The organism is Vibrio sp. B1ASS3, assembly GCF_905175355.1.
Taxonomy (GTDB): domain Bacteria; phylum Pseudomonadota; class Gammaproteobacteria; order Enterobacterales; family Vibrionaceae; genus Vibrio; species Vibrio owensii.
In genome coordinates, this window is sequence record NZ_HG992743.1 from 754998 (window position 1) to 781950 (window position 26953).

Annotated in this window: 23 protein-coding genes and 2 pseudogenes; 14 read left to right on the forward strand and 11 right to left on the reverse strand. The window is 44.1% G+C overall.

What is annotated here, in order from left to right; genetic code table 11:
* Positions 1-25: 25 nt before the first annotated feature.
* Positions 26-724: a class I SAM-dependent methyltransferase gene (locus tag KJB05_RS21860; RefSeq protein ID WP_208444491.1), complete on the forward strand. Its 699-nt coding sequence runs from the start codon at positions 26-28 to the stop codon at positions 722-724.
* Positions 725-787: 63 nt separating this feature from the next.
* Here KJB05_RS21860 and KJB05_RS21865 read toward each other — a convergent pair whose 3' ends face one another.
* Positions 788-2758, reverse strand: coding sequence for an acetoacetate--CoA ligase (locus tag KJB05_RS21865; protein ID WP_208444492.1), 1971 nt, complete (start codon positions 2756-2758; stop codon positions 788-790).
* A 221-nt stretch (positions 2759-2979) separates the two neighbouring features.
* Here KJB05_RS21865 and phhA point away from each other — a divergent pair, with 221 nt between their 5' ends.
* Both phhA and KJB05_RS21875 read left to right on the forward strand, forming a co-directional pair.
* Positions 2980-3774, forward strand: coding sequence for a phenylalanine 4-monooxygenase (phhA, locus tag KJB05_RS21870; RefSeq protein WP_045495922.1), 795 nt, complete (start codon positions 2980-2982; stop codon positions 3772-3774).
* On the forward strand, positions 3764-4102 hold the full coding sequence (locus KJB05_RS21875) for a 4a-hydroxytetrahydrobiopterin dehydratase (protein ID WP_009704713.1): 339 nt from the start codon (positions 3764-3766) through the stop codon (positions 4100-4102). Before phhA ends, KJB05_RS21875 begins: the two co-directional genes overlap by 11 nt.
* A 96-nt stretch (positions 4103-4198) precedes the next feature.
* Here KJB05_RS21875 and KJB05_RS21880 read toward each other — a convergent pair whose 3' ends face one another.
* Entirely contained in the window at positions 4199-5968 is a 1770-nt protein-coding gene (locus KJB05_RS21880; protein WP_208444493.1) for a choice-of-anchor I family protein, read from the reverse strand.
* A 232-nt stretch (positions 5969-6200) separates the two neighbouring features.
* Here KJB05_RS21880 and KJB05_RS21885 point away from each other — a divergent pair.
* A pseudogene (locus KJB05_RS21885) lies at positions 6201-6293 on the forward strand (type III effector); the annotation flags it as partial.
* Between the two features lie 13 nt (positions 6294-6306).
* Here KJB05_RS21885 and KJB05_RS21890 read toward each other — a convergent pair.
* On the reverse strand, positions 6307-7515 hold the full coding sequence (locus tag KJB05_RS21890) for an IS4-like element ISVsa5 family transposase (protein ID WP_001352368.1): 1209 nt from the start codon (positions 7513-7515) through the stop codon (positions 6307-6309).
* A 107-nt stretch (positions 7516-7622) separates the two neighbouring features.
* Here KJB05_RS21890 and KJB05_RS21895 point away from each other — a divergent pair.
* Positions 7623-7883 (forward strand): annotated as a pseudogene (locus tag KJB05_RS21895) (HopJ type III effector protein); the annotation flags it as partial.
* 60 nt (positions 7884-7943) lie between these two features.
* On the opposite strand, the gene KJB05_RS21900 reads toward KJB05_RS21895, so the two are convergent.
* The gene (locus KJB05_RS21900; protein ID WP_054823794.1) at positions 7944-8252 is read right to left on the reverse strand and encodes a cysteine-rich CWC family protein; all 309 of its coding nucleotides are present in this window, start codon (positions 8250-8252) and stop codon (positions 7944-7946) included.
* Positions 8253-8411: 159 nt separating this feature from the next.
* Between KJB05_RS21900 and KJB05_RS21905 the strand changes: the two genes are divergently transcribed.
* Genes KJB05_RS21905 through KJB05_RS21915 form a run of 3 tightly spaced genes read left to right on the forward strand, consistent with a single transcriptional unit; the run spans position 8412 to position 9610 of the window.
* Positions 8412-9092: a DUF3313 domain-containing protein gene (locus KJB05_RS21905; protein ID WP_208446508.1), complete on the forward strand. Its 681-nt coding sequence runs from the start codon at positions 8412-8414 to the stop codon at positions 9090-9092.
* A gap of 18 nt (positions 9093-9110) precedes the next feature.
* Entirely contained in the window at positions 9111-9326 is a 216-nt protein-coding gene (locus tag KJB05_RS21910) for a DUF3820 family protein (protein ID WP_005433583.1), read from the forward strand.
* Between the two features lie 41 nt (positions 9327-9367).
* A complete protein-coding gene (locus tag KJB05_RS21915) occupies positions 9368-9610 on the forward strand; it encodes a hypothetical protein (protein WP_020195304.1) in 243 nt (80 codons plus the stop codon).
* Positions 9611-9771: 161 nt separating this feature from the next.
* On the opposite strand, the gene KJB05_RS21920 is transcribed toward KJB05_RS21915, so the two are convergent.
* The 3 genes from KJB05_RS21920 to KJB05_RS21930 all read right to left on the reverse strand — a co-directional run bounded on the left by KJB05_RS21920 (position 9772) and on the right by KJB05_RS21930 (position 12181).
* The gene (locus KJB05_RS21920; RefSeq protein WP_199455019.1) at positions 9772-10110 is read right to left on the reverse strand and encodes a cytosolic protein; all 339 of its coding nucleotides are present in this window, start codon (positions 10108-10110) and stop codon (positions 9772-9774) included.
* Positions 10111-10521: 411 nt separating this feature from the next.
* A complete protein-coding gene (locus KJB05_RS21925; RefSeq protein WP_102778931.1) occupies positions 10522-11535 on the reverse strand; it encodes an IS110 family transposase in 1014 nt (337 codons plus the stop codon).
* Positions 11536-11932: 397 nt separating this feature from the next.
* Positions 11933-12181 carry a hypothetical protein gene (locus tag KJB05_RS21930; RefSeq protein WP_005442576.1) on the reverse strand — a complete coding sequence of 83 codons (249 nt, stop codon included), beginning with the start codon at positions 12179-12181 and terminating at the stop codon, positions 11933-11935.
* A gap of 172 nt (positions 12182-12353) precedes the next feature.
* On the opposite strand from KJB05_RS21930, the gene pcp reads away from it, so the two are divergent.
* The 5 genes from pcp (at position 12354) to KJB05_RS21955 (ending at position 18531) form a co-directional block, all read left to right on the forward strand.
* Positions 12354-12992: a pyroglutamyl-peptidase I gene (pcp, locus tag KJB05_RS21935; protein ID WP_208444722.1), complete on the forward strand. Its 639-nt coding sequence runs from the start codon at positions 12354-12356 to the stop codon at positions 12990-12992.
* 982 nt (positions 12993-13974) lie between these two features.
* Positions 13975-14238, forward strand: a complete 264-nt coding sequence (locus KJB05_RS21940; RefSeq protein ID WP_009704690.1) for a hypothetical protein — start codon at positions 13975-13977, stop codon at positions 14236-14238.
* Positions 14239-14302: 64 nt separating this feature from the next.
* A complete protein-coding gene (locus KJB05_RS21945; protein WP_208444721.1) occupies positions 14303-15289 on the forward strand; it encodes a GTP-binding protein in 987 nt (328 codons plus the stop codon).
* Between the two features lie 165 nt (positions 15290-15454).
* A complete protein-coding gene (locus KJB05_RS21950) occupies positions 15455-17074 on the forward strand; it encodes a sensor domain-containing diguanylate cyclase (protein ID WP_199481294.1) in 1620 nt (539 codons plus the stop codon).
* 164 nt (positions 17075-17238) lie between these two features.
* The gene (locus KJB05_RS21955; protein ID WP_009704686.1) at positions 17239-18531 is read left to right on the forward strand and encodes a DEAD/DEAH box helicase; all 1293 of its coding nucleotides are present in this window, start codon (positions 17239-17241) and stop codon (positions 18529-18531) included.
* A gap of 60 nt (positions 18532-18591) precedes the next feature.
* Here KJB05_RS21955 and KJB05_RS21960 read toward each other — a convergent pair whose 3' ends face one another.
* The 3 genes from KJB05_RS21960 to KJB05_RS21970 form a co-directional block, all read right to left on the reverse strand.
* Positions 18592-21564, reverse strand: coding sequence for a DUF6701 domain-containing protein (locus KJB05_RS21960; protein WP_208444720.1), 2973 nt, complete (start codon positions 21562-21564; stop codon positions 18592-18594).
* 327 nt (positions 21565-21891) lie between these two features.
* Positions 21892-22731, reverse strand: coding sequence for an arginase (locus KJB05_RS21965; protein ID WP_009704684.1), 840 nt, complete (start codon positions 22729-22731; stop codon positions 21892-21894).
* A gap of 6 nt (positions 22732-22737) precedes the next feature.
* Positions 22738-23472 (reverse strand): IclR family transcriptional regulator, encoded by a 735-nt coding sequence (locus KJB05_RS21970; protein ID WP_005442559.1) that lies wholly within the window; start codon positions 23470-23472, stop codon positions 22738-22740.
* A gap of 448 nt (positions 23473-23920) precedes the next feature.
* On the opposite strand from KJB05_RS21970, the gene KJB05_RS21975 reads away from it, so the two are divergent.
* Positions 23921-25387, forward strand: coding sequence for an EAL domain-containing protein (locus KJB05_RS21975; protein ID WP_208444719.1), 1467 nt, complete (start codon positions 23921-23923; stop codon positions 25385-25387).
* A gap of 4 nt (positions 25388-25391) precedes the next feature.
* Here KJB05_RS21975 and modF read toward each other — a convergent pair whose 3' ends face one another.
* Positions 25392-26840 carry a molybdate ABC transporter ATP-binding protein ModF gene (gene modF, locus KJB05_RS21980; protein ID WP_208444718.1) on the reverse strand — a complete coding sequence of 483 codons (1449 nt, stop codon included), beginning with the start codon at positions 26838-26840 and terminating at the stop codon, positions 25392-25394.
* Positions 26841-26953: the final 113 nt, after the last annotated feature.

Here is a 26953-nt window from a genome sequence, read left to right on the forward strand (position 1 = left end):
TGATGAGAATCGATAGCGTAGACGAATGAACGTACTGACGCCTAGAAAGATTATCGAAAAAAACACGGATTCGCCAGATAAGTCTATGGTGTTTTGGCGTTTTTGCGGTAATCTATGGGGGTTACAAGAAGTGAACATGGAGGCCACGATGGCACAAGATTGGGACGGCTTAGCAAAGAATTGGGAATCTAACCCAGCAACAGATCAATTTGCTCAGTCGGTGTTTGCACAGTTACAACAGCTTACTCAGCTTGATGGCATTAAAGTATTGGATTTTGGATGTGGGACAGGGCAGTTAAGCCAACTATTGTCGCCATCCACAAAAGAGATTGTGGCGCTGGATGCATCTGAAGCCATGATTGAAGAGCTTGATAAGAAAGAGCTAGAGAATGTAGAACCGGTTGTTGACGCATTGACGCGTGGTCTAGTCGCTCAGCACCCAGCATTCCGTGGTCAGTTTGACCTAGTTGTTGCTTCTTCAGTGTTGGCGTTCATCGAAGATTACGAAACGTCTCTAGAGATCGCTCACTCGTTACTCAACGCTGGTGGTCACTTCGTTCATTTTGATTGGATCGCAGATTCAGCAAAAGAAGGCTTCACGCTAGCGAAATCAGAGAACGCACTTATCAAAGCTGGCTTTACTGAGGTAGAAACGAAGAAGGTCTTCGAAATCACGTCAGACGGTCACACAATGTCAGTATTAATGGGCGTAGGTCGCCGTTAATCCCCGACAAAGAACATAAGGAAAGCGAGCTATTTAGCTCGCTTTTTTGTTTCCTTTGATTCGCTAGACAAAGGTGAGTTGTCGAATTTCTTCTAAAACGTTCGGATTCGCAATCGCACCTAAGTTCTCAACTTCCTTACCATTTATGACTTGTTTGACTGCAAGTTCTACCAACTTTCCTGAGCGTGTTTTAGGAATGTCGCTGATGGCGAAGATTTGGCTTGGCACGTGCCTTGGCGAGCAGGACGTTTTGAGACGCGACTTAATCTCTGATACTAATCCGTCATCTAAAGTGACACCCGAAGCGGTCTGCACAAACAGCCAAATTTGTTCGTTTCGCTCGATCTCTTTACCAACGGCAATGGAATCGACGATACCTTCAATGGCATTTACCTGCTGATAAATCTCCGCAGTGCCGATACGCACGCCTCCTGGATTCAACAATGCATCGCTACGACCGTAAAAAACGAATCCACCTTTGGTGCTACGCTCGACATCATCACCGTGATGCCAGATATCATCGAACTTGTCCCAATACGCATTGTGATAGCGCTCCCCTGTATCGTTCCAAAAGCCGACAGGGAAGTTAGGCATGGAATTGACACAGACGAGCTCACCGCGTTGTTCACTCACGTTTTGACCTTGCGAGTCAAACACTTGAACATCAATACCCAAGCCGGCGTACTGGCACTCACCACGATAAACAGGCGAGATAGGATTGCCTAATACAAAGCAGCCACAGATGTCTGTTCCGCCTGAAATAGAAGCCAAGTGCAGATCTTGCTTGATGTGTTGATACACGTAATCAAACTGCTCTGGATAAAGCACTGAGCCCGTAGAGCACAAAGTTCTTAAAGCAGGGAGAGAGTAATCTTGGATTGGTGACAGTCCGGCTTTTTCTATCGCCTCTAGGTACTTGGCGGCAGTACCAAAGAGACTCACCTCGGCGCGCTGAGCTAAATCCCACAACACATTAGGTGCTGGATAAACCGGGCTCCCGTCGAAAATCACCAAGCACGCGCCACTCGCTAGAGCAGATACGTGCCAGTTCCACATCATCCAACCACAAGTTGTGTAGTAAAAGACGCGGTCTTTAGGCTGAATATCTGAATGAAGTTGATGTTCTTTAAGATGATTAAGAATCGTACCGCCAACAGAATGCACGATGCACTTAGGCTTGCCCGTCGTGCCAGAGGAATAAAGCACAAACAGCGGACTATTGAATTCCACGCGAGTGTAATGCAACGGAGCTGGGGAATACTGATTAATGATGTTTTGCCAATCGTGAGTACAAACATCGCATTCGAACACATGCGGTTTGAGGTAACCGATCTGACATACTTGTTTCAGTCCATCAAGATGATCTGCGATGTGATGGTTCTTCTCTGACATATCGAAAGTTTTGCCGTTGAAGGTATAACCATCGCAGGTGAAGAGAACCTTTGGCTTCACTTGCCCGAAGCGCTCAATAACGCTTTCTACGCCAAAATCAGGGGAGGTGGACGTCCAAGTCGCTCCCAAGCTGGTGGTAGCAAGCATTGCAATAATGGTCTGTGGCATATGTGGTAAATAACCTGCAACCACATCGCCTTGCTTGATGCCACATTCGACTAACCATTGCTGAACGCTCGAGACCTCGTCACAAAGCTGCTTCCATGTGTAAGTCTGTTTGTCGCCGCGTTCGTTTTCAAACCAAATCGCCAGCTCATCCGCTTGTTGCTCTGCCAAACTGAGCAGGTTCTCTGCGTAGTTAACTTGAGCTTGAGGGAACCACACGGTATCTCGATTTTGCATTGGTGATTGCCAACGGCTTTCACCTTGTGCTTTTACGGTATCGCCTTTCGTGCCAATTAGGTCGCAAAATTGCCAAACCTCTTTCCAGAAATGCTCGTTATGCTCCAAAGACCATTGGTGCAAATCAGAGTAGTTTTTGAGCTCGAAACCCTGCCGATTAATGTGCTCGATAAACTGCGTGATATTGGCTTGCTCGATTCGATCTTCCGTCGGCTGCCAGACTTTGTTGCTCTCGCGCATAGCTCCCTCTATAACAAAGTTTTAACGTTTTCAGTCTGAGGTGAACCAGAAATAAAGTCAAACTCGTTGGAGAAACTAGCTCCTTATGTATATCAATGTGTTAGGTGTTTGTGTAAAGAAAATGTTACACCCGAATTTTGAGTGGAAAATGGTCAGGGGATTGGAAGGACAAAAGAGTGTAGATAGGCTTAATGTAAAGAATTTGTTAACGGAGATGTGCAATGACTCAGTATCATTCAAAACCCGTCGATCAGGATGGAAGGGTAGAATGGAGCCATGAAGAGGATGCCATTTGGCGCGACTTGGTAACAAGACAAATGAGCGTGATTCAAGACCGTGCATGCGACGCGTATCTACATGGACTCAAGCTACTCGATTTACCTCATGACCGCGTGCCACAACTACCCGAAATCAATCGTGTCTTGATGGAAACAACGGGCTGGCAAGTGGAGCCAGTACCTGCATTGATCGACTTTGATCGTTTCTTCAATTTGCTTGGCAATAAACGCTTCCCAGTCGCGACGTTTTTGAGAACGCGAGAAGAGTTTGATTACCTACAAGAGCCAGATTTCTTCCATGAGATTTTTGGTCATTGTGCCATGCTCACCAACCCTGATTTTGCCGCCTTTACCGAGCACTACGGACAGCTTGGACAAGCCGCGACACCAAAGCAGCGAGGGTACCTTGCGCGTCTATATTGGTTTACAGTCGAGTTCGGCTTGGTTCAAGAGGGTAACAAAACCAAGATCTACGGTGGCGGCATCCTTTCATCTCCGGGAGAAACCATCTATTCATTGGAAAGCGACATCGCGATTAGAGACGAGTTTGACCTGCAAACTGTGCTAAGAACCCCTTATCGCATCGACATCATGCAGCCGAAATACTACGTGATTGAAGATTTGTCCCAGCTTTTCCAAATTAGCCAACTGAATTTATTGAAACAAGCCGATCTAGCGATTGAAGCCGGATTGCTTCCACCACTTTTTGAACCAAAGGAACCTGCTCATGTTGAATGAACAAAAATGCGAAGCTTGTAGTATCGATGCCATTGCACTTAGTAAAGAGGAACAACAGTCTTTGCTGCTGCAATTATCAGATTGGCAGATCATTGAGAGAGATGAGATTCCTCAACTTGAGAAGGTCTACAAGTTTAAGAACTTCAAGCAAGCGTGGGCGTTTAGCAACAAGATTGCTGAGCTTGCAGAAGATGAATTCCATCACCCATCTATCTTGCTGGAGTGGGGCAAAGTGACCATCACGTGGTGGAGTCATTCTATTAAAGGTTTGCATAAGAACGACTTTATCTGTGCTTCGAAGTGCGATGCATTGGTGATTGAGGAATAGAGCTGAGTGATTATGTTCACTCGTTATAAACAAAAAGCGCCCGGACTTAAGTTCGGGCGCTTTACTTTTTTATTTTGTTCTCTTGAAGAGTGGGTATTAAAGCTCAATTCGAAACACAGACGTCGTGCCTGACACTTCATTGCCTACTGCGATAAAGTGTTGTCCGTTACGAGCAAAGTAGTTGATTGACTCTGGCGCCAGATCCCCTACTTCTGGATTGTAAGTGTCGTTCGCGCATTCGCCATCTTCCACTTCCGTACAAACGGGTTGGCTGTAATCACGACGGTTTACGTAATGCATGAACTGCGCTTGTTTCGGGTCTGTGATGTCATAAATCATGATGCCACCTTGGCGCTCCAAACCGATGAACGCATAATGACGACCATTGATTTGTGCTACTTCAATCGCTTCTGGCTCAATGCCTTTGTCGTCGCTGCGGTCATCGCCACTGTCATTGCTATCGTTGGTACTGTTGAAGTTTTTACCTTCATTCATTAGTGCGATGGTCGCGAAATCGTCACCACTATCGAAAACCAACTCACCGTTTTCATCCCAAATAGAGAATGAACGTGCGCCAAAGGCTTGAACATTGTCTTGCGCAGAAAGCGTTTGTTCAGGCTTAATCACTTTTAGACGCGCGAGTTGCTTGTTATCTTTTAGCGCCTCTGCCAGCGGGTGATCTGCTGCAACTTTTAGCTTCTTACCGCGCACTTCGTCAACATGGCTTAAACAGGTACCTTGCTGTGAAGTATATTCATCTGTACCGAGGTAATCGTCTTCATCCCACTTAAAGCCCGCTTGGTCACATAGAGCTTGTGTTGTTTTGAAGCCATATTCACGACCGTCACCTTCGTTGGCAGAGAGTATGTACGTTTTACCGTTTACCGAGTAGCTGTCGAGGGTATCTGGCATATACAGACCAACCAATTGTGGGTAGCTCTTAAAGTTGCCAATAATTTTGTCTTTGTTAGACGCATCCAGTTTTGAGTCAGACCAAGATTTCTCGCCTAGACCAACAATTTTCTCTACCGATTTGCTTTCAGGGTTTACAATTGCCATCGCGTTGTTTTCTTGCAGCGCAACGTAGATTTTACCGTTTTCAGCAAAGGTGAGGTATTCCGGCTCTAGATCCTGCGCCACCGTGGCATTTGGACCAGAGATTCGAACATCAGCTGGTAATTCAGGCTTACGTGCCCCATCAAACTCATTGAAACCAATCTGCGTGACTTCTGCTTGGTTTACGCCTTGGCTCAAGTCGATCAATGTGATGCTGCCTTCTGGATCGACACTATAGTCACCATTTGGCTCACCTTCGTTTGCTGTCGCAATGTATCTGCCATCTTTTGAGAAGCCAACCATGTCTGGCAGTGCGCCGGTAGGGAAGGTGGTGATCAGCGACAAATCATCTGAGCGGTATAAGCCAACAATGCCATTCGCCTGCTTATTACTGTTTTCAATCGCAACAGCGACTAAACCATTAAAGACAGCAACGCTGTTTGCCGCACCAATTTCAACGCCTGCCGCTTCACCTGCGCTGTTGAGATCGATGAATGCGGTTTGCGTTGGTGCGCCGTTGTCATCCATAGAAAGCACATCGACACGCTTTGCTTGAGCGTTGACCACGTATAGCTTGTCAGTACACGCATCATATTGAACGATTTCTGCTGCCGATGTATCGAATGGTGCGTCAGCGATAGACGTTCCCATAAAGGTCAAACCTTGGATGGATGTCTCCCCAGCAACAGGTGCTACCGATGCTTTACACTGAGCTGCAAACGAAGAGAGAGAATCGTCAGGTTGAGATGAACATGCGATGGCAAGTGAAGATAATGCCAATACGCCTATTGCCTTAAATGGGGTGGTCATGATATTTCCTTATTAAGCAGATACAATGTTGCTCAATGCACCTAAATTAGATATCTATTCATTCACTACAACAGTGAGGAATAGTGCATTGATTGATGTGTTATTAAATAAGGCTCTGAATATATTTATGATTTATGACTCTTATATTGGCTTTTGATGAAACAAATGTGTCAGTTTTAATCTGAACGTATGTCGAACACCTAAGATGAAAAGACACTAGGAACTAGAAATAATGGAACTTAAAGAATTTTTGGATGCGCTAGCGGCATCACCTGAGACAGTCGAATTTGAAACGACAATGGCAGCGATAGAGGCAAACTACGCGCTGAGAGATCCCCTCATAATTTCCCCAAAACGTAACCATGTGTGAATAGATTTTGAGTAAGCAGGGTTGCAGCCACGAGTGAGTCTTCCCTTGTTATTGTGTAGCCAGAATGCCGCAAAACTTCCATGCCTAAGCGAACTGTTGAGAGTACGTTTCGATTTCTGACTGTGTTAGCCTGGAAGTGCTTGTCCCAACCTTGTTTCTGAGCATGAACGCCCGCAAGCCAACATGTTAGTTGAAGCATCAGGGCGATTAGCAGCATGATATCAAAACGCTCTGAGCTGCTCGTTCGGCTATGGCGTAGGCCTAGTCCGTAGGCAGGACTTTTCAAGTCTCGGAAGGTTTCTTCAATCTGCATTCGCTTCGAATAGATATTAACAAGTTGTTTGGGTGTTCGAATTTCAACAGGTAAGTTAGTTGCTAGAATCCATGGCTCCTTTGCCGACGCTGAGTAGATTTTAGGTGACGGGTGGTGACAATGAGTCCGTGTCGAGCGCTGATTTTTTCGGCCTTTAGAGCGAGATTTATACAATAGAATTTGGCATGAGATTGGATTGCTTTTAGTCAGCCTCTTATAGCCTAAAGTCTTTGAGTGACTAGATGACATATCATGTAAGTTGCTGATAGGTTTCCAGTTTTCCGCTCCTAGGTCTGCATATTGTACTTTTCCTCTTACTCGACTTAACCAGTACCAACCCAGCTTCTCAACGGATTTATACCATGGCACTTTAAAGCCAGCATCACTGACAATGAGCGGTGTGGTGTTACTCGGTAGAATGCTCGCAAGGTCGGCTAGAAATTGGTCATGAGCTTTCTTTGAACATTGCTCTGAAAGCGGGAACGCTTTCTCATAAAGAGTAACAGAACGACCGTGTAGTGCGACTGAAGCTCGCAATACCATAAGCCGTTTTTGCTCACGGATATCAGACCAGTCAACAAGTACAATGGGCATCGTATTGCCCGAACAGATAAAGCTAGCATGCCAACGGTATACAGCGAGTCGCTCTTTGTGGAGGTGACGATTACCTAACAATCGGTCGATTCGTTTGATGTTATGTTTTGTTCTCGCTTTGGTTGGCAGGTTACGGCCAAGTTCGGTAAGAGTGAGAGTTTTACAGTCAAGTAAGGCGTGGCAAGCCAACGTTAAGCTGTTGAGTCGTTTTAAGTGTAATTCGGGGCAGAATTGGTAAAGAGAGTCGTGTAAAATATCGAGTTCGCACATTTTGTTGTCTGATTATTGATTTTTGGCGAAACCATTTGATCATATGACAAGATGTGTATCTACCTTAACTTAATGATTTTGATAAAAATCATTAGGGGATTCATCAGAACTACGCGTTTACGCCAGCGGCTTTTGTGAATGGTGAAACGCAGAACAATGCCGGTGAGAATAACGGCTCGTGCAAGATCTTCGCGTTTGGTCAATTGAATAACCTAAGCAAAGAGGCGACGCTAGCGTGTTTTGGTCGCTTCTACCGTGAAGATGTATTGGCACATCCAGAGAACAACGACCATCAAAACATTCGTAACTTTATGGTGACAGGTTGGGATGGTGTGAAGTTTGAATCCCAAGCGTTAGCGCAGAAATAGTTCGCAGACCTCACCTTCATTTCAATGATCGCCAGTCCGATACGTCCTATATTCGATAGGCTAGGCGACTGGCTTTTTCTCCAAACATTTACGACACAAACAAAGCTGCCCCGCATCTGGTTTTGGTAAATCTCTGGTCTCAATATCAAAGCACCAGCACGTCTCTTTCCCCGCAGCAATATCGCAGTGCGCGTTCGTGCCACACTCAGGACAAGAGTGGGTTGAATCATTTCCAACCAATTGCTCGATGATCGCGTCTCGTTGAGCATCAGACTTATCTTTCCACTGCACGATTTCTTCCATGGTTCGGTGACAGCCAGAACAGATTCCGCCGTTGTTTTTACAGGCTGCGCGGCAAGGTGACTTCATTATTTTTCTCGTTATGCTTTCCAGTAAGCGGCGTACTTTAACATGAAATTGTGCAGCGGGAAGCTCAATACTTGATTCAACAAAATATCCATTAGGTGAATAAATACTGGTCAAATTTATATGGAATGATAAACTGTATATTCAATTTTAGGAGGCGTCATGTTTAAACCGTATTTTAAGTGCATCACCTTGTCTGTTTTTATCGTTCTTTTGGCTGGTTGTGCCAGAGGTCCACAAGTCGATGAGACGAAATTTACTTCGTATGAGGATTTTCGACCGGGTCCTGAAGGCAGAGTCGATTTAGTGTGGGCAAGAGATGACATTAAAGATGCGCAAACATTAAAAGCCGTTCTAGATAAATACGACAGCGTACTGGTGGACCGTGTTTTTGTGGTTGTGAAAGATGCTGAGTTGGATGATGAGAGCATTAATGAATTGTCTGATTACATGGTGATGAGGCTCAAAGAGAAGATCTCGACCAATAAACGCATTGTGGATGAGCCAAGTGACTCAACACTTCGTTTGAGTATCGCGATCAGTAATGTGGAAACGCCCAATCCGATCTTAGCGGTAACAAGCTCTGTACTGCCTTTTGGTATTGGTGTTTCTACAATATCCAAGCTAACAACGGGCGAGCACACCAATGTGGGAGAGGCGACCATTGAACTGCTGGTAAGCGACTCCAAAACGGCGGAACCTATCTTTGCGGTGATAGACCGACATGTTGGCGATAAAGATTTGGATAACATTGTTGATGGGTTAAGTGGAGCGAAAGACGCAATCCACTGGTGGGTTAATCGATTATTTGTTACTTTCGACAACCAAGTTACCCAAATCTAAGTCGTTAGACAAAACGCCATGTTAGAAAAAGAAAATTTGATCAAACTCGCTCGAATGCAAATGCCGTTTGGCAAATACGCAGGGCGAGTACTGATTGATCTTCCAGAAGAATACCTACTCTGGTTTGATAAAAAAGGCTTTCCTGAAGGGGAGCTAGGTGAACTGCTAAAACTTTGCCTCGCCCTAAAAATTGAAGGCTTAGATAGTGTTGTTAAGCCTTTAAAGCGCATGTAACCTGCCACAGAAACTCCCTATTTTTGATTTAAAGAATTACCATGAATTTTGATATTAATGCACTGAAACACCACCAACTGGTCGAAGATGGTCAACTAGAAGGGTGCTACCTTCATCAACCTGCAAAGGGCAGTCAGCAAGATGACAAAGCGGTTTTGGCAGAACGCCAAGCGTTGGAAAAGATGGGGTACAAGGTGATACAGGTTCAAGCTAAAGGCGGGACCACAACGTTTGCCGAAGCGATGCAGGAGTTTGCAAAGAAGACTGGCCACCAGCCTCAGTAATAAGCGGATTCAACCGATTCAACGACCTTCAACCTTCTCGCAATACCCTCGGTTTCATACAAAAGAGTCAGACTATCAGGCTGACTCTTTTTTACCCCCTCGATTGCAAGTAATGCTGCTCGCCAGTTAACCGCAGCATTGCTCTTCTCATGGAATAATTTTCAGTTCATTCGGGTAATAAACGTCTGCTCATCATCTACAAAAGCGACAAATCCGCCGTGATAGATAAACACTCGCCCGCGCCCCTCGACTAAGCATGCTAGCTGTGGGTTTAAATCTTCGTCGTTATTTTGGCTTTCAAACGTGCCGGTATCCGTGATTACACCGTCGAGTGCAGGCAAATATCCATAAGTCCGTTTGGCTTGATCAATCAGGCTCAATTCACTGTCGATAGAGAAGCAAGAGGGGATCGCACCAGCATCTTCGATGAATATAGGTTTCAGTTCTTCAAAAGCTGTAATCACCAGCCAGTCGATGCCGTTAACATGATGGATAAACATAGAGTTGCTCGATAGTTTTGATGCGGGGATTCTATCATTATCAGTTGCAGAGCGTCGGAGAAATTTAGTTGTTAAAGGCGATAATTCTGCGCCATTTGCCGACATTTGGCCTGCCAACTGGAAACACGTTTGCTTCCGACAGTAAGTTACAACAAGTAATAGACACCTCTAAAAAATGTATGGTCCGCCCCGTTATTGCAACTACAATTTAGTAATAACGGAGTTGGTTTGCGCTAATGTATTCGGAGTCCACGTTGGGAACATTAACTTCCCGCTCCACGATGATATCCGCGCCAGATTATCCTTAAAAGCCCCAAAGCAACTAGGTGCTATTTTTTGTATCAGGTTACTAATCTGGCCGATCGACCGTTTTTGTCATCACGTTCATTGGCGTTGCAAACTTGGTTATGGCTATACAGCCTTAAAAGCTTGGCGGTGGTACAACACCGCCCAAGCTATTCTTGCTAGCTTATTGGCAAGTGCGACTACCACTACATTAAACGGCTTTGTTGCTCGTAAATTGACTAACCAATCTCCAAACACTTTTCCTGTTGTTTCTATCCTAGATAGCACGGACCTCGCTCCATGTATAAATAGAGCGCGAAGGTGTTTGTTCCCTCGTTTACTCATGCCTAATAGCTTTGATTTGCCACCCGTTGAATACTGCCTTGGAACGAGTCCTAGCCATGCAGCCATCTCGCGACCTCCACCAAAGTTTGAAGGAGAACTGATATTAGCCACACACAGCGTTGCTGTTAAATCACCAATACCAGGAATACTCTTCAAAAGCTCGGCATTTTCATTATTTTCAGTAATTGCTTTCAGTTTTCTATCTTGAGTAGATACTTGCTCATTTAGGTATTTATAGTGCTCATGAATCGAGAGCAACTCAGCGACCAGACTCGGTGGTAGTTTTATATCTTGCTCGGCCAACCACTGAAATAGCGCTTTCATCTTGGCATGGCCTTTAGGAAAACTCAGCCCAAACTCAAGTAGTATTGCTCCAATTCGGCTCATACAAGCCGTTCGTTCTTTGATATAACCATCCCTCACTCGATGGATAGCTGCGATTACCTGAGCTTCCTCTGACTTGGCAGAGACAAATCTCATGCTTGGTCGACTCGCTGCTTCTGCTATCGCAGCTGCATCAATAAAGTCGTTCTTGTTACCTTTGACGTAAGGTTTTACATATTGAGGCGGGATAAGTCGAACTCGATGCCCATAGGCTTCACACTTTCTCGCAAGCCAGTGAGCACCACCACAGGCTTCAAAAGCGATGATGGTAGGTTCAAGTACAGATAAGAAACGGAGTAGTTGGCTTCGACTAAACTTACGGCGAATAACGTCTTTGCCAGTGTGATTGTTACCAACCGCATGAAAGCAGTGCTTGCCTAAATCGATACCTAAGATGTGAATGGTAGACATATGGTTCACCTCGTTCTGAGAGCCTACTCTAAGCGTAGGGCTTGAGAGTGAGGCGGACCATATAATTAGCCCCGTTTAGTCCAAGGCTGTCAAGCGGGCTAAACGGGGCAAACAGAGCAACTAGGATAACTGCTCTGCGATGGTGTCCGGAAACGAAAATTAGAATCGCTTCCGAGATGAATTCTAGGAGTTTCTAGAGTGGTTTTGTCAGCAAAATGTCACGACTCGATACCATGCTGACAAGCTTATTTTTTATTTTTGAACAATAGCTTATAAAGCAGGCGAGTATTGTAGGAATGCGCTTAATACACTTACAAATAGCATAAAAAAACTCGCTATTTAAGCGAGCTTTATAACTAAAAATGTCAACCCAATCATGACGGGTCAGAAACGCGAATTAATGTTTGCGTTGTGGGCCGTTACGAACGATGTCTTTACCGTTGTCGTAAACGTGCTGAGAAACCCAGCGACCCATGATGAGTTGGTGTTGGTCACCTAATACAGCGACAAAAGGGCGGCCATCGGTGTTGGTTGTAGCCAATGCGACACCTGTTACGCCTTCAAGACCCAGTGCGCCACTTTCAATTAGGTGTAGGAAAGCTTCTAGCTCTTCCAATGTTTCTATTACGTGATTATCAATGTTCATCGTCTTCAATCTCTTCGAATTGTCGATATTCAATGGTCGCGTACTCTACCTAAGTTGCTTGCAGAAACCAAGGAAGGATTTGCATACAATAATGCTTGGCGTTATCACGCTAAATTGTTGTAAATTCGAATTTCAATCATACGTCGAACAAAAATTACAAAGAGTCACATTGATGAAGAAAGTGTTAATCACCGGTTTTGAACCATTTGGTGGCGAGTCAGTTAACCCTGCATTAGAAGCGGTAAAACGATTAGAAGGCAAAAAGCTCAACGGTGGTGAAGTGGTGATTTGCCAAGTGCCAGTAACCCGTTGTGAATCCATTGACACCGTGGTTAAGGCTATCGAGCAATACCAACCAGACATTGTCATCACAGTAGGGCAGGCTGCGGGACGAGCTGCGATTACACCAGAACGTGTGGCAATCAATGTAGACGACTTCCGTATTCCTGATAATGGCGGTCATCAACCAATCGATGAGCCAGTGGTTCAAGATGGTCCAGACGCTTACTTTACAACGCTACCCATCAAGGCGATGACAAACGTTTTACAGAACGCGAGCATTCCATGCCAAGTATCAAATACGGCAGGGACGTTTGTGTGCAATCACCTGTTTTATGGTATCCAGCATTACTTGCGTGATAAATCAGTACGTCACGGCTTTGTGCATATTCCTCTTTTGCCAGAACAAGATGCTTCAGGCAACCAGCCAACCATGTCGTTAGATGTCATCGTCGAAGGGTTAGCGCTATTAGCTCAAGCTGCGATTGACAACGAATCTGACATCGCAGTCACCGCAGGCCAAATTTGTTGATAATTCATTAACTGAGTTATTAAAAGGAAGTAAATAGTACCGAATAAGCCTTAATCATGATTCTGCCATCTAAAGGGTACGAAACTGTACTAACAAAAAACAATTTGATTGGCAGCATAGACTTTAGTACTTTTATTCAATCATTATTAAACCGCTTCAGTTGGCATATTTTTTTGTGGTTATATTTTATATGCTAATGATTTTTTTTGTTTAGCCTCTAATGTACAAAGAATCAAAGCATGAAGATGGATAATATATGGCTTATATTGTTAAACCATTAACATTTTGTACGTTACCTCTACAATATTCAACTTGGCTAGATTATTGGAAAGCCAAGAAGCAGATGGATCTAGGAGCTTGCTCTGTAATTCAATGTGTTGGCTCCGCAACAAGTGCTGTGCAGGTCCGAAGTCTAGGTAGAGAGACGACCTCGATTGTACCATTATGCAATCTTTGTGAAAGTGCAATTTTGTCGAATAGAACTTTAAAAGTTAACGGGCTTTATCTACTGGATACAACCGGAGATAAGTCTATTGATGCAAATGGTTAGATAAAATCAAGGGATAAAGGTAGACCTAACTAAAAATAACCAGGATAAATTACTTTTCGTACTTTTGCTCGTTAAGTGTTTTTGGGTGTTGCTCGATATTGAGTAAAACTCAATTTTTACAAAAATCAGAATTATATTTACTCCTACGACTACCAATAAGTTAAGCCTTTTTGATCTTTATAGAGTAAATACTTCTCGTTTAATATGTTTAAACAGACAAAGAGCTACTACACACAGCTGTAACATTGCCTCTTCTTTGATGACTAGCTGATATCTATTAATTCAAGCTTAGAGCGACTCATAGCTCGGTGTTTTTGTATCTGTTAAGTCGCTCAAATTTTGTGTGTTATGAAAGGAGTAGCATCGAGCTATAAAGTGAAAAGTCACAGGTATTCACTTTGAACTCTTGTTCAATAAAAAAGGCGAACTATCATGAAAAGCAATAGAAGTAAGATCATTGCCCTTTCCTCTGCGGTTGTTTTCGCTTTGGCTATTGCCGCTCTAAAATTCGAAAACACCCTCGGACTACTTCCTATCCTCGTTGCGATTGTCGCATTCTTTACCTGCGTGATTCATACCAGCATGCACCTGTCTGGTGTTAAAAATGCGGACGCATTCGGTTATTACCAGCAATCACAACAAACCAAAGCGAAAGCACTGCATAAAGGCTTAGACCCACGCGATAAAAAGCGTTGAAGCATGTCACATTCTCCGTATACTTTGGCAAAGCATTTAAAGCACAAGCTTGTCGGAGAAAAGCATGTCACATCGAGTACCTACCAACATACTGACGGGATTTCTGGGCGTCGGTAAAACCACAACTATTCTGAACTTACTGAAAAACAAACCAGAAAACGAAAACTGGGCTGTATTAGTGAATGAGTTTGGTGAGATAGGTATCGATGGCGCGATGATGACCGACCAAGGAGCGATGATTAAAGAAGTTCCGGGTGGTTGCATGTGTTGTACAGCGGGCGTTCCTATGTCTGTTGGTATCACGGCTTTGCTACGTCAAAATCCAGATCGCCTTCTTATCGAGCCAACGGGGTTGGGGCATCCAAAGCAAGTAGTTGCGACGTTAACGTCTGAGCAATATCTGCCTTATGTTGATCTTAAAGCAACGATCGCGCTGGTGGATCCACGTAACCTAAGTGACGAAAAATACCTTTCAAACAAGAACTTTGTTGATCAATTAGGCAGCGCCGATGTGGTTATCGGTAGCAAGGTTGACCTGTGTACCAGCCATGACATTGATGTGTTCAACGATTGGGTAACCGATCAAACGCCTTCTAAAGTGTTCAGCAAACTGATTCATGATGGTGACCTACCAATTGAAGTGTTGGACATTGAACGCGTACACGGCAGTGCATCTTCCCACATTGAAGCTCATCATCACGACCACGCGCATCAAGAGCCACAATTCCAATTACCTCCTGGTGAAGCCTTTATCCGTAAAGAGAACAAAGGGCAGGGTTACTTTAGCTGTGGTTGGTTGTTCGGGGCAGAATACACCTTTAATTTCGACCAACTGTTTTCAATGCTATCTAATCTTACGGCAGAGCGTATCAAAGCCGTAATGAATACTGACCAAGGCTGCTACGCATTCAATGTTGCGAATGGCATCGTATCTGTAAATCAGATGAGTTTAGAAGGCTTTGAATCTCGCATCGAAGTGATTGACTCACAATTGATGCCTTGGGATCAGTTAGAAGCGATCCTACTCAAGCTTTGTGGCATTGCTGAATAAACACGAATGAATACCTAACAAGGCCCGAGCAGATGCTTGGGTCTTTTTCTATAAATTTTCATTGTTGAGACGATAGAAAACTATCATCGTTTCAAGTCTATATATATGTGATTCGTATCACTATAATCGCCGGCTTTTCTCATCGAGCAAGAAACCGGAGACCACTTGAATCCCACCCTAACTTTCTCAGTAGTAAAGTTCTTTTGTTTACGCTTTGTCGCGATTTTCTTCCTGCTAGTCACCGTATTTGGCGGCATCATCCATTACGACAAGTCTGCATCGGAAAAAGCGGAGAAGAGTAATATTCGAGTTGAACAAAAGGCATTGCTAGAGGGCAAAAAGCAATACATCGAGTGGGTAATGGGCTCTGTTGTAAGAGAGACTGCTTTATTGTCGGATATCATGACGGCAAGACGAGTTTATGAGGTCGTTGAACTCCTGCCGAATGCAAAGCGAGAGGCGGAATTAACACGCCTGAGCACTATTCTAGAGGCTGTAAGCCAAAGAAAAGAAGTGTATGACCAACTCCGTTATCTCGATATGGACGGAAATGAAGTCGTGCGAATCAACTTCAATGATGGTCACGCTAAAGTTGTATCTAAAGATCAATTGCAAAATAAGCGTCATCGCTACTACTTCTCGAAAGCCTTGCAACTCGGCTGTCGTAAGATTTATGTGTCACCATTAGATTTGAATGTGGAGCATGGTCAAATTGAAGTACCGCTAAAGCCGATGATTCGCTTGGCAACGCCTGTTTATGATGATGCAGGCGAAAAGCGTGGCATCGTTGTTGTGAACTACCTTGCGAAATACCTAATGGAAGGCATGGCGCTATTCAATCTTGATATGGGGACCAACTATATGCTCCTCAATAAAGATGGTTACTTCTTGTTTAATAAACAAAATCGCGAGTCCGAGTTTGCGTTTATGTATAACCATCGAAAAGATGAGACGATTTACAATGCATTCCCACAGCTAGCGAATGAGATTCGAGATACGTTATCTGGTCAGATAGAAAGTGAAAATGGGATTATGACGATTGAATCGGTTGGAGCAGTCGATCGTATCAATCCATATTGTTTTCAGGAATATCATGTTAGTGAGAACAGCTCGACCGCTTGGAAGTTGGTTTCGTACGTTGATTTTGCCGATAGAAAAGAAATTTCTGGTTCGCAGTACGAGCGCAAATGGCTGATGCAAGTCGGCGTGGTGTTAAGCATTATTCTTGCTTACTTTATTGCGCGTTTTCAACTCCGTGCATTTATTGATAACCAACGTATTCATCATTTAGCCCATCATGACAGTCTTACGGGGCTTTTGAACCGAGCGGCGTTCCAAGCTGGAGCGACAGAAACCATATCGCAGAGTGTTAAAACTGGGAAGAAGGTTTGTTTGGTCTATCTTGATCTTGATGGTTTCAAGTTCATCAACGATGAATATGGGCATGCCGCAGGGGATAAAACCTTGGAGCATGTTGCGTCGGTAATGAATCGTATATTTGGAAGCAAAGCGTTACTCGCACGCTTAGGTGGTGATGAGTTCGCTATCTTGTTGAGCTCCCAAGAGCATATGCAAAACCCAGAGCACTATGCGGCGTCTTTGATTCAATTGATTCAAGATCCAATTGAAGTGTTACCAGATACCTTCCATCAAGTGACAACCTCGATTGGTGGCTGTTACACAAAAGGGCAAGATTGCACTCTAGAAGAGTTAATGCATCAGGCAGACATGGCAATGTACGAGGCGAAGAAGGCGGGTAAAAACCGTTATTTCTTCATCCAATAAGAGAAAACAGCGTTGAAAATATAAGGTGCTGAATCGGGAGACGCATAATTCCCCGAGTTTTTACGCCAACACACGAGAAAAGTGAGATAAATCACTTGAATTCGGGTATAGTGCACGGCTAAATTTTCAAAGCTATCTAGTGGTTTGTTTAAGGAATACGCTCAATGTCATTTTCATCTCAAGGTTTTGCGCCAGAAGTGGTTAAAGCACTGGCAGAATGCGGTTATGAGAAGTTAACGCCAATCCAACAGAAGGCGATTCCAATGGCTCGTCGTGGTCATGATATTTTCGCTACTGCACAAACAGGTACGGGTAAAACCGCAGCCTTTTCTTTGCCAATGATTCAACGTTTGTTGGATAGTGGTCGTAATGCGTCTCGTAAGACAGCACGTGCACTTATCATGGCTCCGACTCGTGAATTAGCAGAGCAAATCGCAGATAACATCAAAGCATACACTAAGTACACGAACCTCTCAGTGGCGGCGATCTTTGGTGGTCGTAAAATGTCCTCTCAGATTTCGGCTCTTGAGAACGGTGTAGATATTCTGGTTGCAACACCAGGGCGTCTAGAAGAGCACATTGAGCAAGGGAACGTTTCAGTAGCAAACATCGAGTTTCTTGTATTTGATGAAGCTGACCGAATCTTGGATATGGGCTTTATTAATGCCGTTCGTAAAATCATGTTAGATGTGGATACCGATCCACAGATCATGATGTTCTCTGCAACAACGTCGACCCAACTGAATGTACTAGCAAGAGATATTCTACGTAAGCCAAAGCGCATCGAAGTAGAGCGTGCGAACACAACAGCACAAACCGTTGCTCACGTGCTTTACCCAGTTGATCAAGAGCGTAAAACTGAGCTGCTTTCTGAACTTATTGGTCGTAAAAACTGGAAACAGGTATTGGTGTTTGTGAACTACAAAGAAACCGCAAACGACGTAGTAAAAGAGTTGAAACTCGATGGCATTAAAGCGGTAGTTTGTCACGGTGACCGCGCGCAAAGTGCTCGCCGTCGTGCTCTAGAAGAGTTCAAAACAGGCAAAGTACGCGTGATGGTGGCAACAGACGTCGCAGCGCGTGGCTTGGATATCGAAGACTTACCACACGTAGTGAACTACGACATGCCATTCCTTGCAGAAGACTATGTTCACCGTATTGGTCGTACGGGCCGTGCTGGTAAACAAGGTCATGCCGTTTCTTTTGTTAACCGTGAAGAAGAACTAACGGTAGTGCAGGTTGAAAATCTAATTCAACAACACATCCGTCGTATTGAACTAGCGGGCTATGAACCAAAGCAACGTGAATCTTACATCGAGAAGCTAAACTCTAAACCAGCATTCAAGAACCGCCAAGGTCGTCGTAACAACCCGAACCAATCGGCAACAGACCAAGGTTCTGCAGAGCGTCGCCTAGCCATGGTTAAACGCTTGAAAGCGCGTCGTTCAACTAAGTAACGAACAAAATATAAAAACGCCCCTCACGAGAGGGGCGTTTTTGTTTGTGTTGGTAAGCTTTTAGTTCATCCCAATGAAGTTGGGCTCTCCACGATAAATAATGCGGTCATTCCCACGATGAATTCCGAACGTGACTACCGTCGGTGGGTTATCTTCGTCCGCGTCACTCTTATCCCAATTGTATTTGAGCCAAGGTAAGTTATTGCCTGCACTGCTCAAGTCTAAATCGAAGCGAACTTGTTCTCGTGCTGAGTCAATCTGGCTCGCGACAATGTCATACGTTCTGCCTGCAAGCATGGTGCCTTCTCCGGATAACAAAGTGTTATCAGCAGGAGAATTAGACCAAATTGGTGTGCGCGTATGATGCTGCCCATTGGCTGTGGTTGCGCTGTCCTCAAAGTGGGTCACGAAGCGACCGTCTTGCCATACTTCGACGTCCAGTGGAACCTTGATTGTCATACCTTGGTTGCCACCAACGTCTTTAAAGTTGAGCCTGCCAAAACGGACATCTGGTTGCTGTTCTAAGATATGGAGATCATCAAAGAAGTGTATTTCGTCGACGACATTTGTGTGAATCAGGCCGATTTCACTCTGTGTTGATTTCGAGTCTTTGTTGAATGGCCCATCAGGGTAGTTTCCGTTAGTCTCATCCTTTTCCCAACAAGGACTATTGTCGCAAGTTGCATTGCCACTGGCTTTCTCTATTGTGAAAGTGCCAATGCTAGCATCACCAACCAAGTTCCATTCCACTGAGTTAGCAGGTGGTGGAATAAAGCGATCAACGTAGTTACTCAATTCACCTAAGTGTAAATGTTCGCGAAGGCTAGCATTGAAATGCACGTAGTTCTGAATATCTTCTTTCTTTGCATTAAGTGCGACCACGTCATAACTTACGCGCTCAAATGGCTGATTCATATAAATGAAGTCTTGCTTTGTTGGGTATGTCCATTTGACTTCACGCGCCGTGAAGTACTTAGCGTAAAAGCGGCCAACATTTCGATAGCCGGTGTTGACGGTCATATCTAAATACTGACTGTCCAAGTTAGCTTTAATCTTCAAGCTACCAACTTCTTCCCAGTACAAGCCGGAGAAGGTGTATTGAGAGTTTTCGCTTTCGATATGACTGCGAGTGAGTGATAAAGTACTTTCCAATAACTTCTTCGTCTGAGTCGCGGTTTCAGTGGGTGTTTTTTGCTCACTGCTTAAAACGATACTGGCTGCTGGCGCATCTTCCAACATGAAGTTTTGAGTGACATCAGCACTGCAGTAGCTTGTTGTATTAACTTCTCCAGTTAATGAACCGCCACTTTGCCAGACGATCGGCTTCACTGTGAGGGAAAAGTGTTCGCCGGCAGCAATAAAGCCCGGTCCACTTTCGGAAGTACCAGAGGCCAGTGCTGTTGAACCATCACAGATGGCTAGCGTCCAAGGTCGTGACTTCACATTAAATGTACCTACAACCTCTACCGAACCTTCATCTGGACACTCCTGAAAACCTGTACATTCGAAAGTATCGAAGAGCCTGACGGAGAACAGACCTGATTCATTGGTAATTAAACCATGACTGGACAGACCGTCTTTGAACTCCGCAGAGTAGCTGAAGTTTCCTTCGTTGCCGCCTACAGGTTTGATTAGAGGGTGGGTGACTTGGGGTGTTCCGTCGTAATTTGTCGCAATAATCTGTTCACCCGTTGCAGCACAAGCCAATAAACGCGTGTTCACAGTTTTTGATTTACCAGCAATAACATGGACTTCATCAAGTGAGCTCAGATCTTCTGCATAAGCTTCGAACATGTATGGCGTAAACATAAACTGTACCGTCTGCGCCTTGTTTATGTCATCGACCATTGTAAAGCTAAGGGTGTAGTTTACATCGAGCGAGATAGCGTTTATATCGTTAGGTACGACTTTGATGACTAACGTACCTTCGACTTTTGAGATAAAGTTAGAATCATCAATTTTCTGTTTGCCTTCAACCATCTCAAGCGTGAATAGGTCAGGATCGGAAAGGGAAGCTAGCACCTGAGCACTGGTGACCTCACCATTGTTGGTTGTGGTCACAGTAAACTGAGGCAACTCATCACCACACATCAACGCCATGTCTTCTGCTGGTGTTACAACGAGATCGAAGTCATCTTCTGATGGCCTTTCAATTGTACAATTAGGAATAACATCGGGCACGGGGCATGCTCTCGAAGGCGTAACGTAAGAACAATTGGGTTCTGATATGCCGCAATAACGATCAACGTTTCGAATGTTCTCCTCGTGGGCGTTTATCGTGCCGCAGATAGTACCATTTTGAATACTGGTCGCATGGAATGAACTGATGGCTTCTTTTTTCGCAAATATTGAGCTTGAACCTAAATCAAATAGTCCACTTTCACCTTGAGAATGAATTGTTCCATAAACATCGGCTCCAGAAAGTTCAATAATACTGTGCGAGTTAATATTGCCAACTATAAAGTTTGAACTCGCATTGACTGAGATTTCATGCCCTATGGCCTCGACATCACCACAGACGTTTGTGTTGTTTAGTGTGACAGTACTGTTACCTGATACTTTACCGTTTATAACGTTATAGTCGCCAACAGTAGTTACCATGCCCCCGACAGAATCGACCATTCCGTCAATGAGAGTGTTTTCCAGAACAACCGAATATTGCGAGTCTATACTTCCGTAGATCAGTGAATACTCGGCGTTATCCCCAAGGTTATTTTGAGAATTAACACCTACAGATAAAGATCGTAGATTGATTTTTTTTTCTGGGCTGCCAATTGTGTTGTTACCTAATAGAGTAATGCTGCTGAAGGACTCCAATATCGAATGGGAAGCGCCGGGTAATGACGAAACGATGCTTGAACCATGAGGTAACAATATACTGGTGGGGCAGTAAAGTGTTCGGCCTGTTTTAGTAAATGAGCTCTGATAGCAAATCTCATTTAAGCTTGTGATGTCAGCCAGGTCGTAAATTTTTGCCTGACCATAAACTGGGAAGAGAAGTGCTGTACCTAAAAGGCTAATAAAGCGCATCATCAAGTATCCTAAATCTAGTGGAACTTAATGGCACCAAGCGAGAGTGAGTAAAATACTCACAGAAAAGGCATAAGCGTTCTTATTTTGATTTTGTATGTCGCTTACTTATTGAACTGCGGTTTTTTTTTATTCGTATGTCATACCAAGTTCATATGTCAGGTATTAAAGCTTGAATGTGATCTTAGTTCAAGCCTTGAGGCTGAAGTGTGTCCCACTTTTGAGGGAATAAATTGTTAGAAAATAATAAGAAAGGGTGATGTTAGAGGTGATAGCTAAAGGTTAGAGATAAAGCCAAATCGGATGATGGCTCTATCTCTATAAAACTGACTAAGCGGCATGGTCAATCAACGGCGCCATTTGGTACAACTCTTCAAGAATCGCTTTGGTTTGCTTTGAGTAAATCAGGCGATCTCGATCACCGACTAACTGAATCGCTTTTATCTTTCCTGAAACCAAACACAGCCGAATGGTACGAAGTACCATCTGAATATCCAACGCAGGCGTGCCGTCTAAATTGTTTTTCGTTAATAGTGACGCTAAATCAATCGACATGACTATTTGATCGCAATGATCAAGATAATTGCCCACATGCTGCTTAAGATGATTGCGGTAGCGGAAAGTAAACTCTCGGTCTGTTACCCAATCACAACCTTGGTCTTCGGCGTATTCCCATGCTTCTTGCTTGGTTTCTTGTTCGCTCACACCTGCGAAAAATAGACGGACATTTTGGTAACGAGACAAGGCAAAGTGGAAGGCGGAGCCAATTCGCGGCTCCAGTGTCGCGTTGAGGTTTATTTTATGGCCAATATTGATGATACCTATTTCATCGTTATCACAAACAACGACCGGTAACATCGACAGAATAGCTTCAGTGCAATTTGATAGAACAACCGGAATAGAATGGCGTGACAAAGATAAGCTCAGGGCTTCTTGAAAGTCACCATTATCGATTTGGTGATGAGAAAAATGGCCAAGGTTAGCGGCAGAGACCTGATCATGTTGTTGGTAAAGCCAATCACTGGCATTTTCTAAACTTTGGTCAGCTAATTCAAACGTTCCATGGCTCATCGGGGCTAAATGCTCACATACCGTCATAAAAGAAAAAGGGTAGTGGTGGATAGGTTTACTAGCTCGATGAAGTTTGTAACGTTTGAAAAAGCTCAACATGGTGAATTACCTTTCTGGCGGCAACGCCCTCGCTGCCTGCAACACATGCAAAATGATACGCTGCTTATCCTTTTCGACTCGGTGGGCCGGAGCCATCACAGAGACTGCACCAATCAACTTACTTCCTTTCATGACTGGTGCGCTGATACCAGATACACCAGGATCAATTTCTGATGTACTAACAGCGTATCCGTTCTTACGGATGGTGCTGAGCTCTTGTTCCCACTCGCTGAGACGATGATCTTGCCCAAAATGACGCAAGATTTTTTCGCAACGGCTTTGAGGCATGAAAGCCAGCATCACCTTAGATGAGGCGCCACGAAGCAATGGTTGACTTTGACCCTGGACGTAGCTGCATCGAAGCGCCTGCATACTCTCTTTTTGTCTGACACAAAGCGCACGATAACCAGATGGCACCATATAAGCCGCCATTTCACCCGTTTGTTGAACCAAGCGAGCAAGGATGGTTTCCACCATATCCAAACCGTGCTGAGCGGTTTCATAGCTGTGCATTAACAGCAGGGCGGCAGGACCAACTACAAATGTTTTGTCGTGTACGCTTTCTTCAATCAGGTTCCACTCTTTAAGTAGCTTCAAGTGTCGATAAAGACTGCTCAAAGGCACATTCAGTTGTTCACTGAGCGTTTTCGCAGAGACTGGGAACTGACTAACTGCGACTTGCATTAGCAATTGCAGCGCCTTTTCGTTTACCTGATTAGCGTTGGCTTTGTTTGTCGTCATGAGCGTGTTGTAACGTGATAATGGGTAGGCAACAACTATAATTCTTAATAGCTGAGAAAAGGAAAATAATTAGAAATGGATATTCTCACACAGTGAGAAAATAGCCTATTAATGTTTTCTTTGCCTGAGTTGGGTGCCAACGGGAATCTGACTGACAAGGTATCCATGCCTTTGTGAACGACTTGGGAAGAAGTGAGATAGGCAAATTTTGTGTGAATTTCTCTTCACTCATCTCTATGAAAGCAAGAATGTTGATACACTCTGTCTCTGAAATGAGCCATGTATCAATAACTCATTGTTATGTTTGTACCTTTGTAGCTTGTTAACCATACTCAATCTGTAGTGCTGATTAGTGCCTCTGCTTACTCTGGAGCGTTTTAAGTGGTTGATGAGTAAGTGTTAATGGCTTTTTTCTTCCTTGTTCTTAAAGATAAGAGATAACTTCTAGATGATAAATAAAGAGCTTTTAAAAAAAGCCATCATATACTTGCTCCCGTTACCTCTTATTGTCGCGGAGGTGTTCTATTTAGCGCATCAAAGCGTCCAGCGAAATCTAGACCATATTCTTGATAAAAACCTTCAAGTTGCGGATGAAATTCTGTTTCAAATAGAGACAGAGAATCGGACCGCTCTGATTAATCCGGAACGTTGTGAAGCGATACAACAAAATTTGATGTTTGAAAGGCATATCGACGAGACCCTGATTGTAAAAGATGGTCAGATTATTTGTTCCTCGAAGTTGGGAGCAATGAAACGTCCGATGGACAACTATGTCCAGTTATATCGTAAAGGAGAGCTCACTTTAGGCCATATTACAGGCTACCCTGACCAAGTCTTATTTCTGATCACACCAAAAGAGGATGCTCCGGAATACCAAGCCGTTACTATCGTTGATAGAGACTACTTTGGCGCGACGATTGGCTATCGTAATGATGTACGTTTAAAGCGTTCTGCCATGTTTGTTGGTAAGGATTCCGCGCCTAAAGATGCTTCTATGAAGGGTGAAAATGCCGTGTCGCTCGGCTACTCAAAGTTGTTTGATTATGAGGCATTAGTGGAAGCCAGTGACTTTTACGTTGAGCAAAAACGCTTTTCTTACATCGTTTCTGCCATTCCTATTTTGCTCGCGTTTTACCTTTTGATCTTCATAATTAATCGCTTTATCGATCCTCAGCGAAGTCTTGTCTCCGAACTAAAAAAAGCACTCAAGAAGCGTGAGCTCGTGTTGTATTACCAACCTCAAGTGGATACCAGTACGGGAGAGACGTTTGGTTATGAAGCCTTGATCCGCTGGCCGCATAAACTGCGAGGCTTCATCTCTCCTGATGAATTTGTACCTGCGGCAGAAGAGAGCGGCTTAGTTGAATTACTTACCGACTTTGTCTTGGATAGAGCCTGTGAGGATTTCTCAAAAGAAAAGTTTGATTACCCGATTCATCTTGGTGTGAATGTCCCTCCGGGCTATTTCACGGGTTCTCATATAATAAGAAAAATTGAAACGATTCATCGCAAGTTGAAAGCGTACAACGTTGACCTCAGCATAGAGATTACCGAGAGGCAATTGATTGATGGCAACGCACGTAACCATATTACAGCGTTAAGGCTACATGGTATTCAGGTGCTCATTGATGACTTTGGTACAGGGCAGACCGCACTGGCGGTACTTCAACACATGAAGGTTGATTACCTGAAAATAGATAAATGCTTCATAGACACAATTGGCATTGAGAGCGTGAACTCTACGGTATTAAATGCAATTGTTCGTTTAGCAGGGGATTTACGAGTCGATTTGATTGCCGAAGGTGTAGAAACCCAAGAGCAGGCAGCACATTTAAAAATGCTCGGCGTGAAACTGCATCAAGGGTATTTATACGCCAAACCACTCCCATACGCGGAAGTGGTGGGCAGTAAATAGGGCTTTAATCGATGTAACCCTTATAGCAGTGAGTTTGCTCATCGAACTTAAACTCAAGATAGTTCTGAATGCTATCCAAGCCATCTTCTTGATAGTGGGAAACATAAAGAAGTTGGCTTAGGTTCTCTTTGGCAATCAGCTCTAGCGTGTTTTTCACCAGCACCCGTCCCAAGTAGTCCAAGCCTTGGTATGGCTCATCCAAAATCAACAGCGTCGGTTGTTTTACAATGGCTCGTGCAATCAGTAGTAAACGTTGTTGCCCGTATTCGAGTTGTTTAAAAGAGGTTTTCTCGTATTGTTCCATGTGGAGAATCGTCAGCCATTCTTTCGCAACGTTGATTTCTTTTTTGCTTGGTTGGGAATAGAGACCAATTGAGTCATAAAATCCGGATAAGATCACCTCTAAAGCGCTGCAATTGACGCGGTATTGGAGATGCAATGCCGAAGAAACCATACCAATATGTTGTTTGATTTCCCATATGGTCTCGCCAGTGCCGCGTTTCTTACCAAAGATATGGATGTCGTTACTGTAACACTGCGGATGATCGCCAAATATCAGCCCTAACAAGGTGCTTTTCCCGCAACCATTTGGCCCTTTTACTTGCCAGTGTTGACCTTTATCGATACGCCAGTTTAAGTCGGTGAAAATGGTCTTCTCGGTGTATTCCACCTTACCATTCTTTAGCTCAAAGATAGGATTATCGAAGTGCGTTGAATGCTGATGCTGACGAATCAAAGTCATCATCTCTTCGCTTTGTTTTTCTGACTGGGATTTGATCTGTGCGATGATAGGGTGATTATCCCAGCTTTGCTTGTCCATGGTGCTATCGAGTTTGCCACCATTAAACAGAGCAATGCGCTCTATCCAGTCAGGCATGTCAGATTCACGAGAGAAGGTAATCAGCATTTGTACTGATTGAGAGAGTGTTTGAAGGTAAGCCGTCAATGACGCACGGTGAGCGATATCTAAACCAGTGAACGGGTTATCTAGCAGAACGAGGTCAGGCTTGGTCGCAAGCGCTCGGGCAAGCATGACGCGTCGTGTTTCGCCGGTTGAAAGCACTCGAAAGCCGCTTTCAGTTAAGTGTGAAAGGTCGAGATCTTCAATCAGAGTCTGTGTGAAGGCTTTATCTTGGCAGACTTCAAAAATTAACTGGTAAACGGAACTACCTTGGTCAATACGGTCAAGAAAGTCGGTATCGTCCTTTTCTATCTCCAGTTCCAACAATCGCTGTTGCTCGGAAAGAGAGACCTGAGCAATATGGCAACGCTCGATGTTCAGTTGACCGGATTCAGGCTTGATTTCTCCACACAGTAAGTCCCCAAGCATCGAGCCAATATCGCCCTCAGAGCTAAAAATACCCCAAGATTGTCCGGCATCAATCTGCCAATCGTCGATAGAGAGAGTAGATGTGTTTTCCTTTGCAGTAAGCTGATGAAATTGAATCGGCATTGTGTCTGTCTTCCATGATTTATTGTTATCTTGCTCCTAGTTATAACAAGTCTTGAGTCTGCATAGAACGGATTGATGTGCAGATTTTTTCGTCTATTGCGATAAGTGGGGAG

Excerpts from the sequence above, each read along its gene's own strand:
- KJB05_RS21970 (WP_005442559.1), bottom strand. The coding sequence starts at position 23,472 with ATGACGACAAACAAAGCCAACGCTAATCAGGTAAACGAAAAGGCGCTG.
- KJB05_RS21975 (WP_208444719.1), top strand. The coding sequence starts at position 23,921 with ATGATAAATAAAGAGCTTTTAAAAAAAGCCATCATATACTTGCTCCCG.
- KJB05_RS21930 (WP_005442576.1), bottom strand. The coding sequence starts at position 12,181 with ATGAACATTGATAATCACGTAATAGAAACATTGGAAGAGCTAGAAGCT.
- KJB05_RS21860 (WP_208444491.1), top strand. The coding sequence starts at position 26 with ATGAACGTACTGACGCCTAGAAAGATTATCGAAAAAAACACGGATTCG.
- KJB05_RS21920 (WP_199455019.1), bottom strand. The coding sequence starts at position 10,110 with ATGTTTATCCATCATGTTAACGGCATCGACTGGCTGGTGATTACAGCT.
- KJB05_RS21960 (WP_208444720.1), bottom strand. The coding sequence starts at position 21,564 with ATGATGCGCTTTATTAGCCTTTTAGGTACAGCACTTCTCTTCCCAGTT.
- KJB05_RS21925 (WP_102778931.1), bottom strand. The coding sequence starts at position 11,535 with ATGTCTACCATTCACATCTTAGGTATCGATTTAGGCAAGCACTGCTTT.
- KJB05_RS21945 (WP_208444721.1), top strand. The coding sequence starts at position 14,303 with ATGTCACATCGAGTACCTACCAACATACTGACGGGATTTCTGGGCGTC.
- KJB05_RS21900 (WP_054823794.1), bottom strand. The coding sequence starts at position 8,252 with ATGAAGTCACCTTGCCGCGCAGCCTGTAAAAACAACGGCGGAATCTGT.
- KJB05_RS21865 (WP_208444492.1), bottom strand. The coding sequence starts at position 2,758 with ATGCGCGAGAGCAACAAAGTCTGGCAGCCGACGGAAGATCGAATCGAG.
- KJB05_RS21875 (WP_009704713.1), top strand. The coding sequence starts at position 3,764 with ATGTTGAATGAACAAAAATGCGAAGCTTGTAGTATCGATGCCATTGCA.
- modF (WP_208444718.1), bottom strand. The coding sequence starts at position 26,840 with ATGCCGATTCAATTTCATCAGCTTACTGCAAAGGAAAACACATCTACT.
- phhA (WP_045495922.1), top strand. The coding sequence starts at position 2,980 with ATGACTCAGTATCATTCAAAACCCGTCGATCAGGATGGAAGGGTAGAA.
- KJB05_RS21905 (WP_208446508.1), top strand. The coding sequence starts at position 8,412 with ATGTTTAAACCGTATTTTAAGTGCATCACCTTGTCTGTTTTTATCGTT.
- KJB05_RS21880 (WP_208444493.1), bottom strand. The coding sequence starts at position 5,968 with ATGACCACCCCATTTAAGGCAATAGGCGTATTGGCATTATCTTCACTT.
- KJB05_RS21890 (WP_001352368.1), bottom strand. The coding sequence starts at position 7,515 with ATGTGCGAACTCGATATTTTACACGACTCTCTTTACCAATTCTGCCCC.
- KJB05_RS21915 (WP_020195304.1), top strand. The coding sequence starts at position 9,368 with ATGAATTTTGATATTAATGCACTGAAACACCACCAACTGGTCGAAGAT.
- pcp (WP_208444722.1), top strand. The coding sequence starts at position 12,354 with ATGAAGAAAGTGTTAATCACCGGTTTTGAACCATTTGGTGGCGAGTCA.
- KJB05_RS21955 (WP_009704686.1), top strand. The coding sequence starts at position 17,239 with ATGTCATTTTCATCTCAAGGTTTTGCGCCAGAAGTGGTTAAAGCACTG.
- KJB05_RS21940 (WP_009704690.1), top strand. The coding sequence starts at position 13,975 with ATGAAAAGCAATAGAAGTAAGATCATTGCCCTTTCCTCTGCGGTTGTT.
- KJB05_RS21910 (WP_005433583.1), top strand. The coding sequence starts at position 9,111 with ATGTTAGAAAAAGAAAATTTGATCAAACTCGCTCGAATGCAAATGCCG.
- KJB05_RS21965 (WP_009704684.1), bottom strand. The coding sequence starts at position 22,731 with ATGTTGAGCTTTTTCAAACGTTACAAACTTCATCGAGCTAGTAAACCT.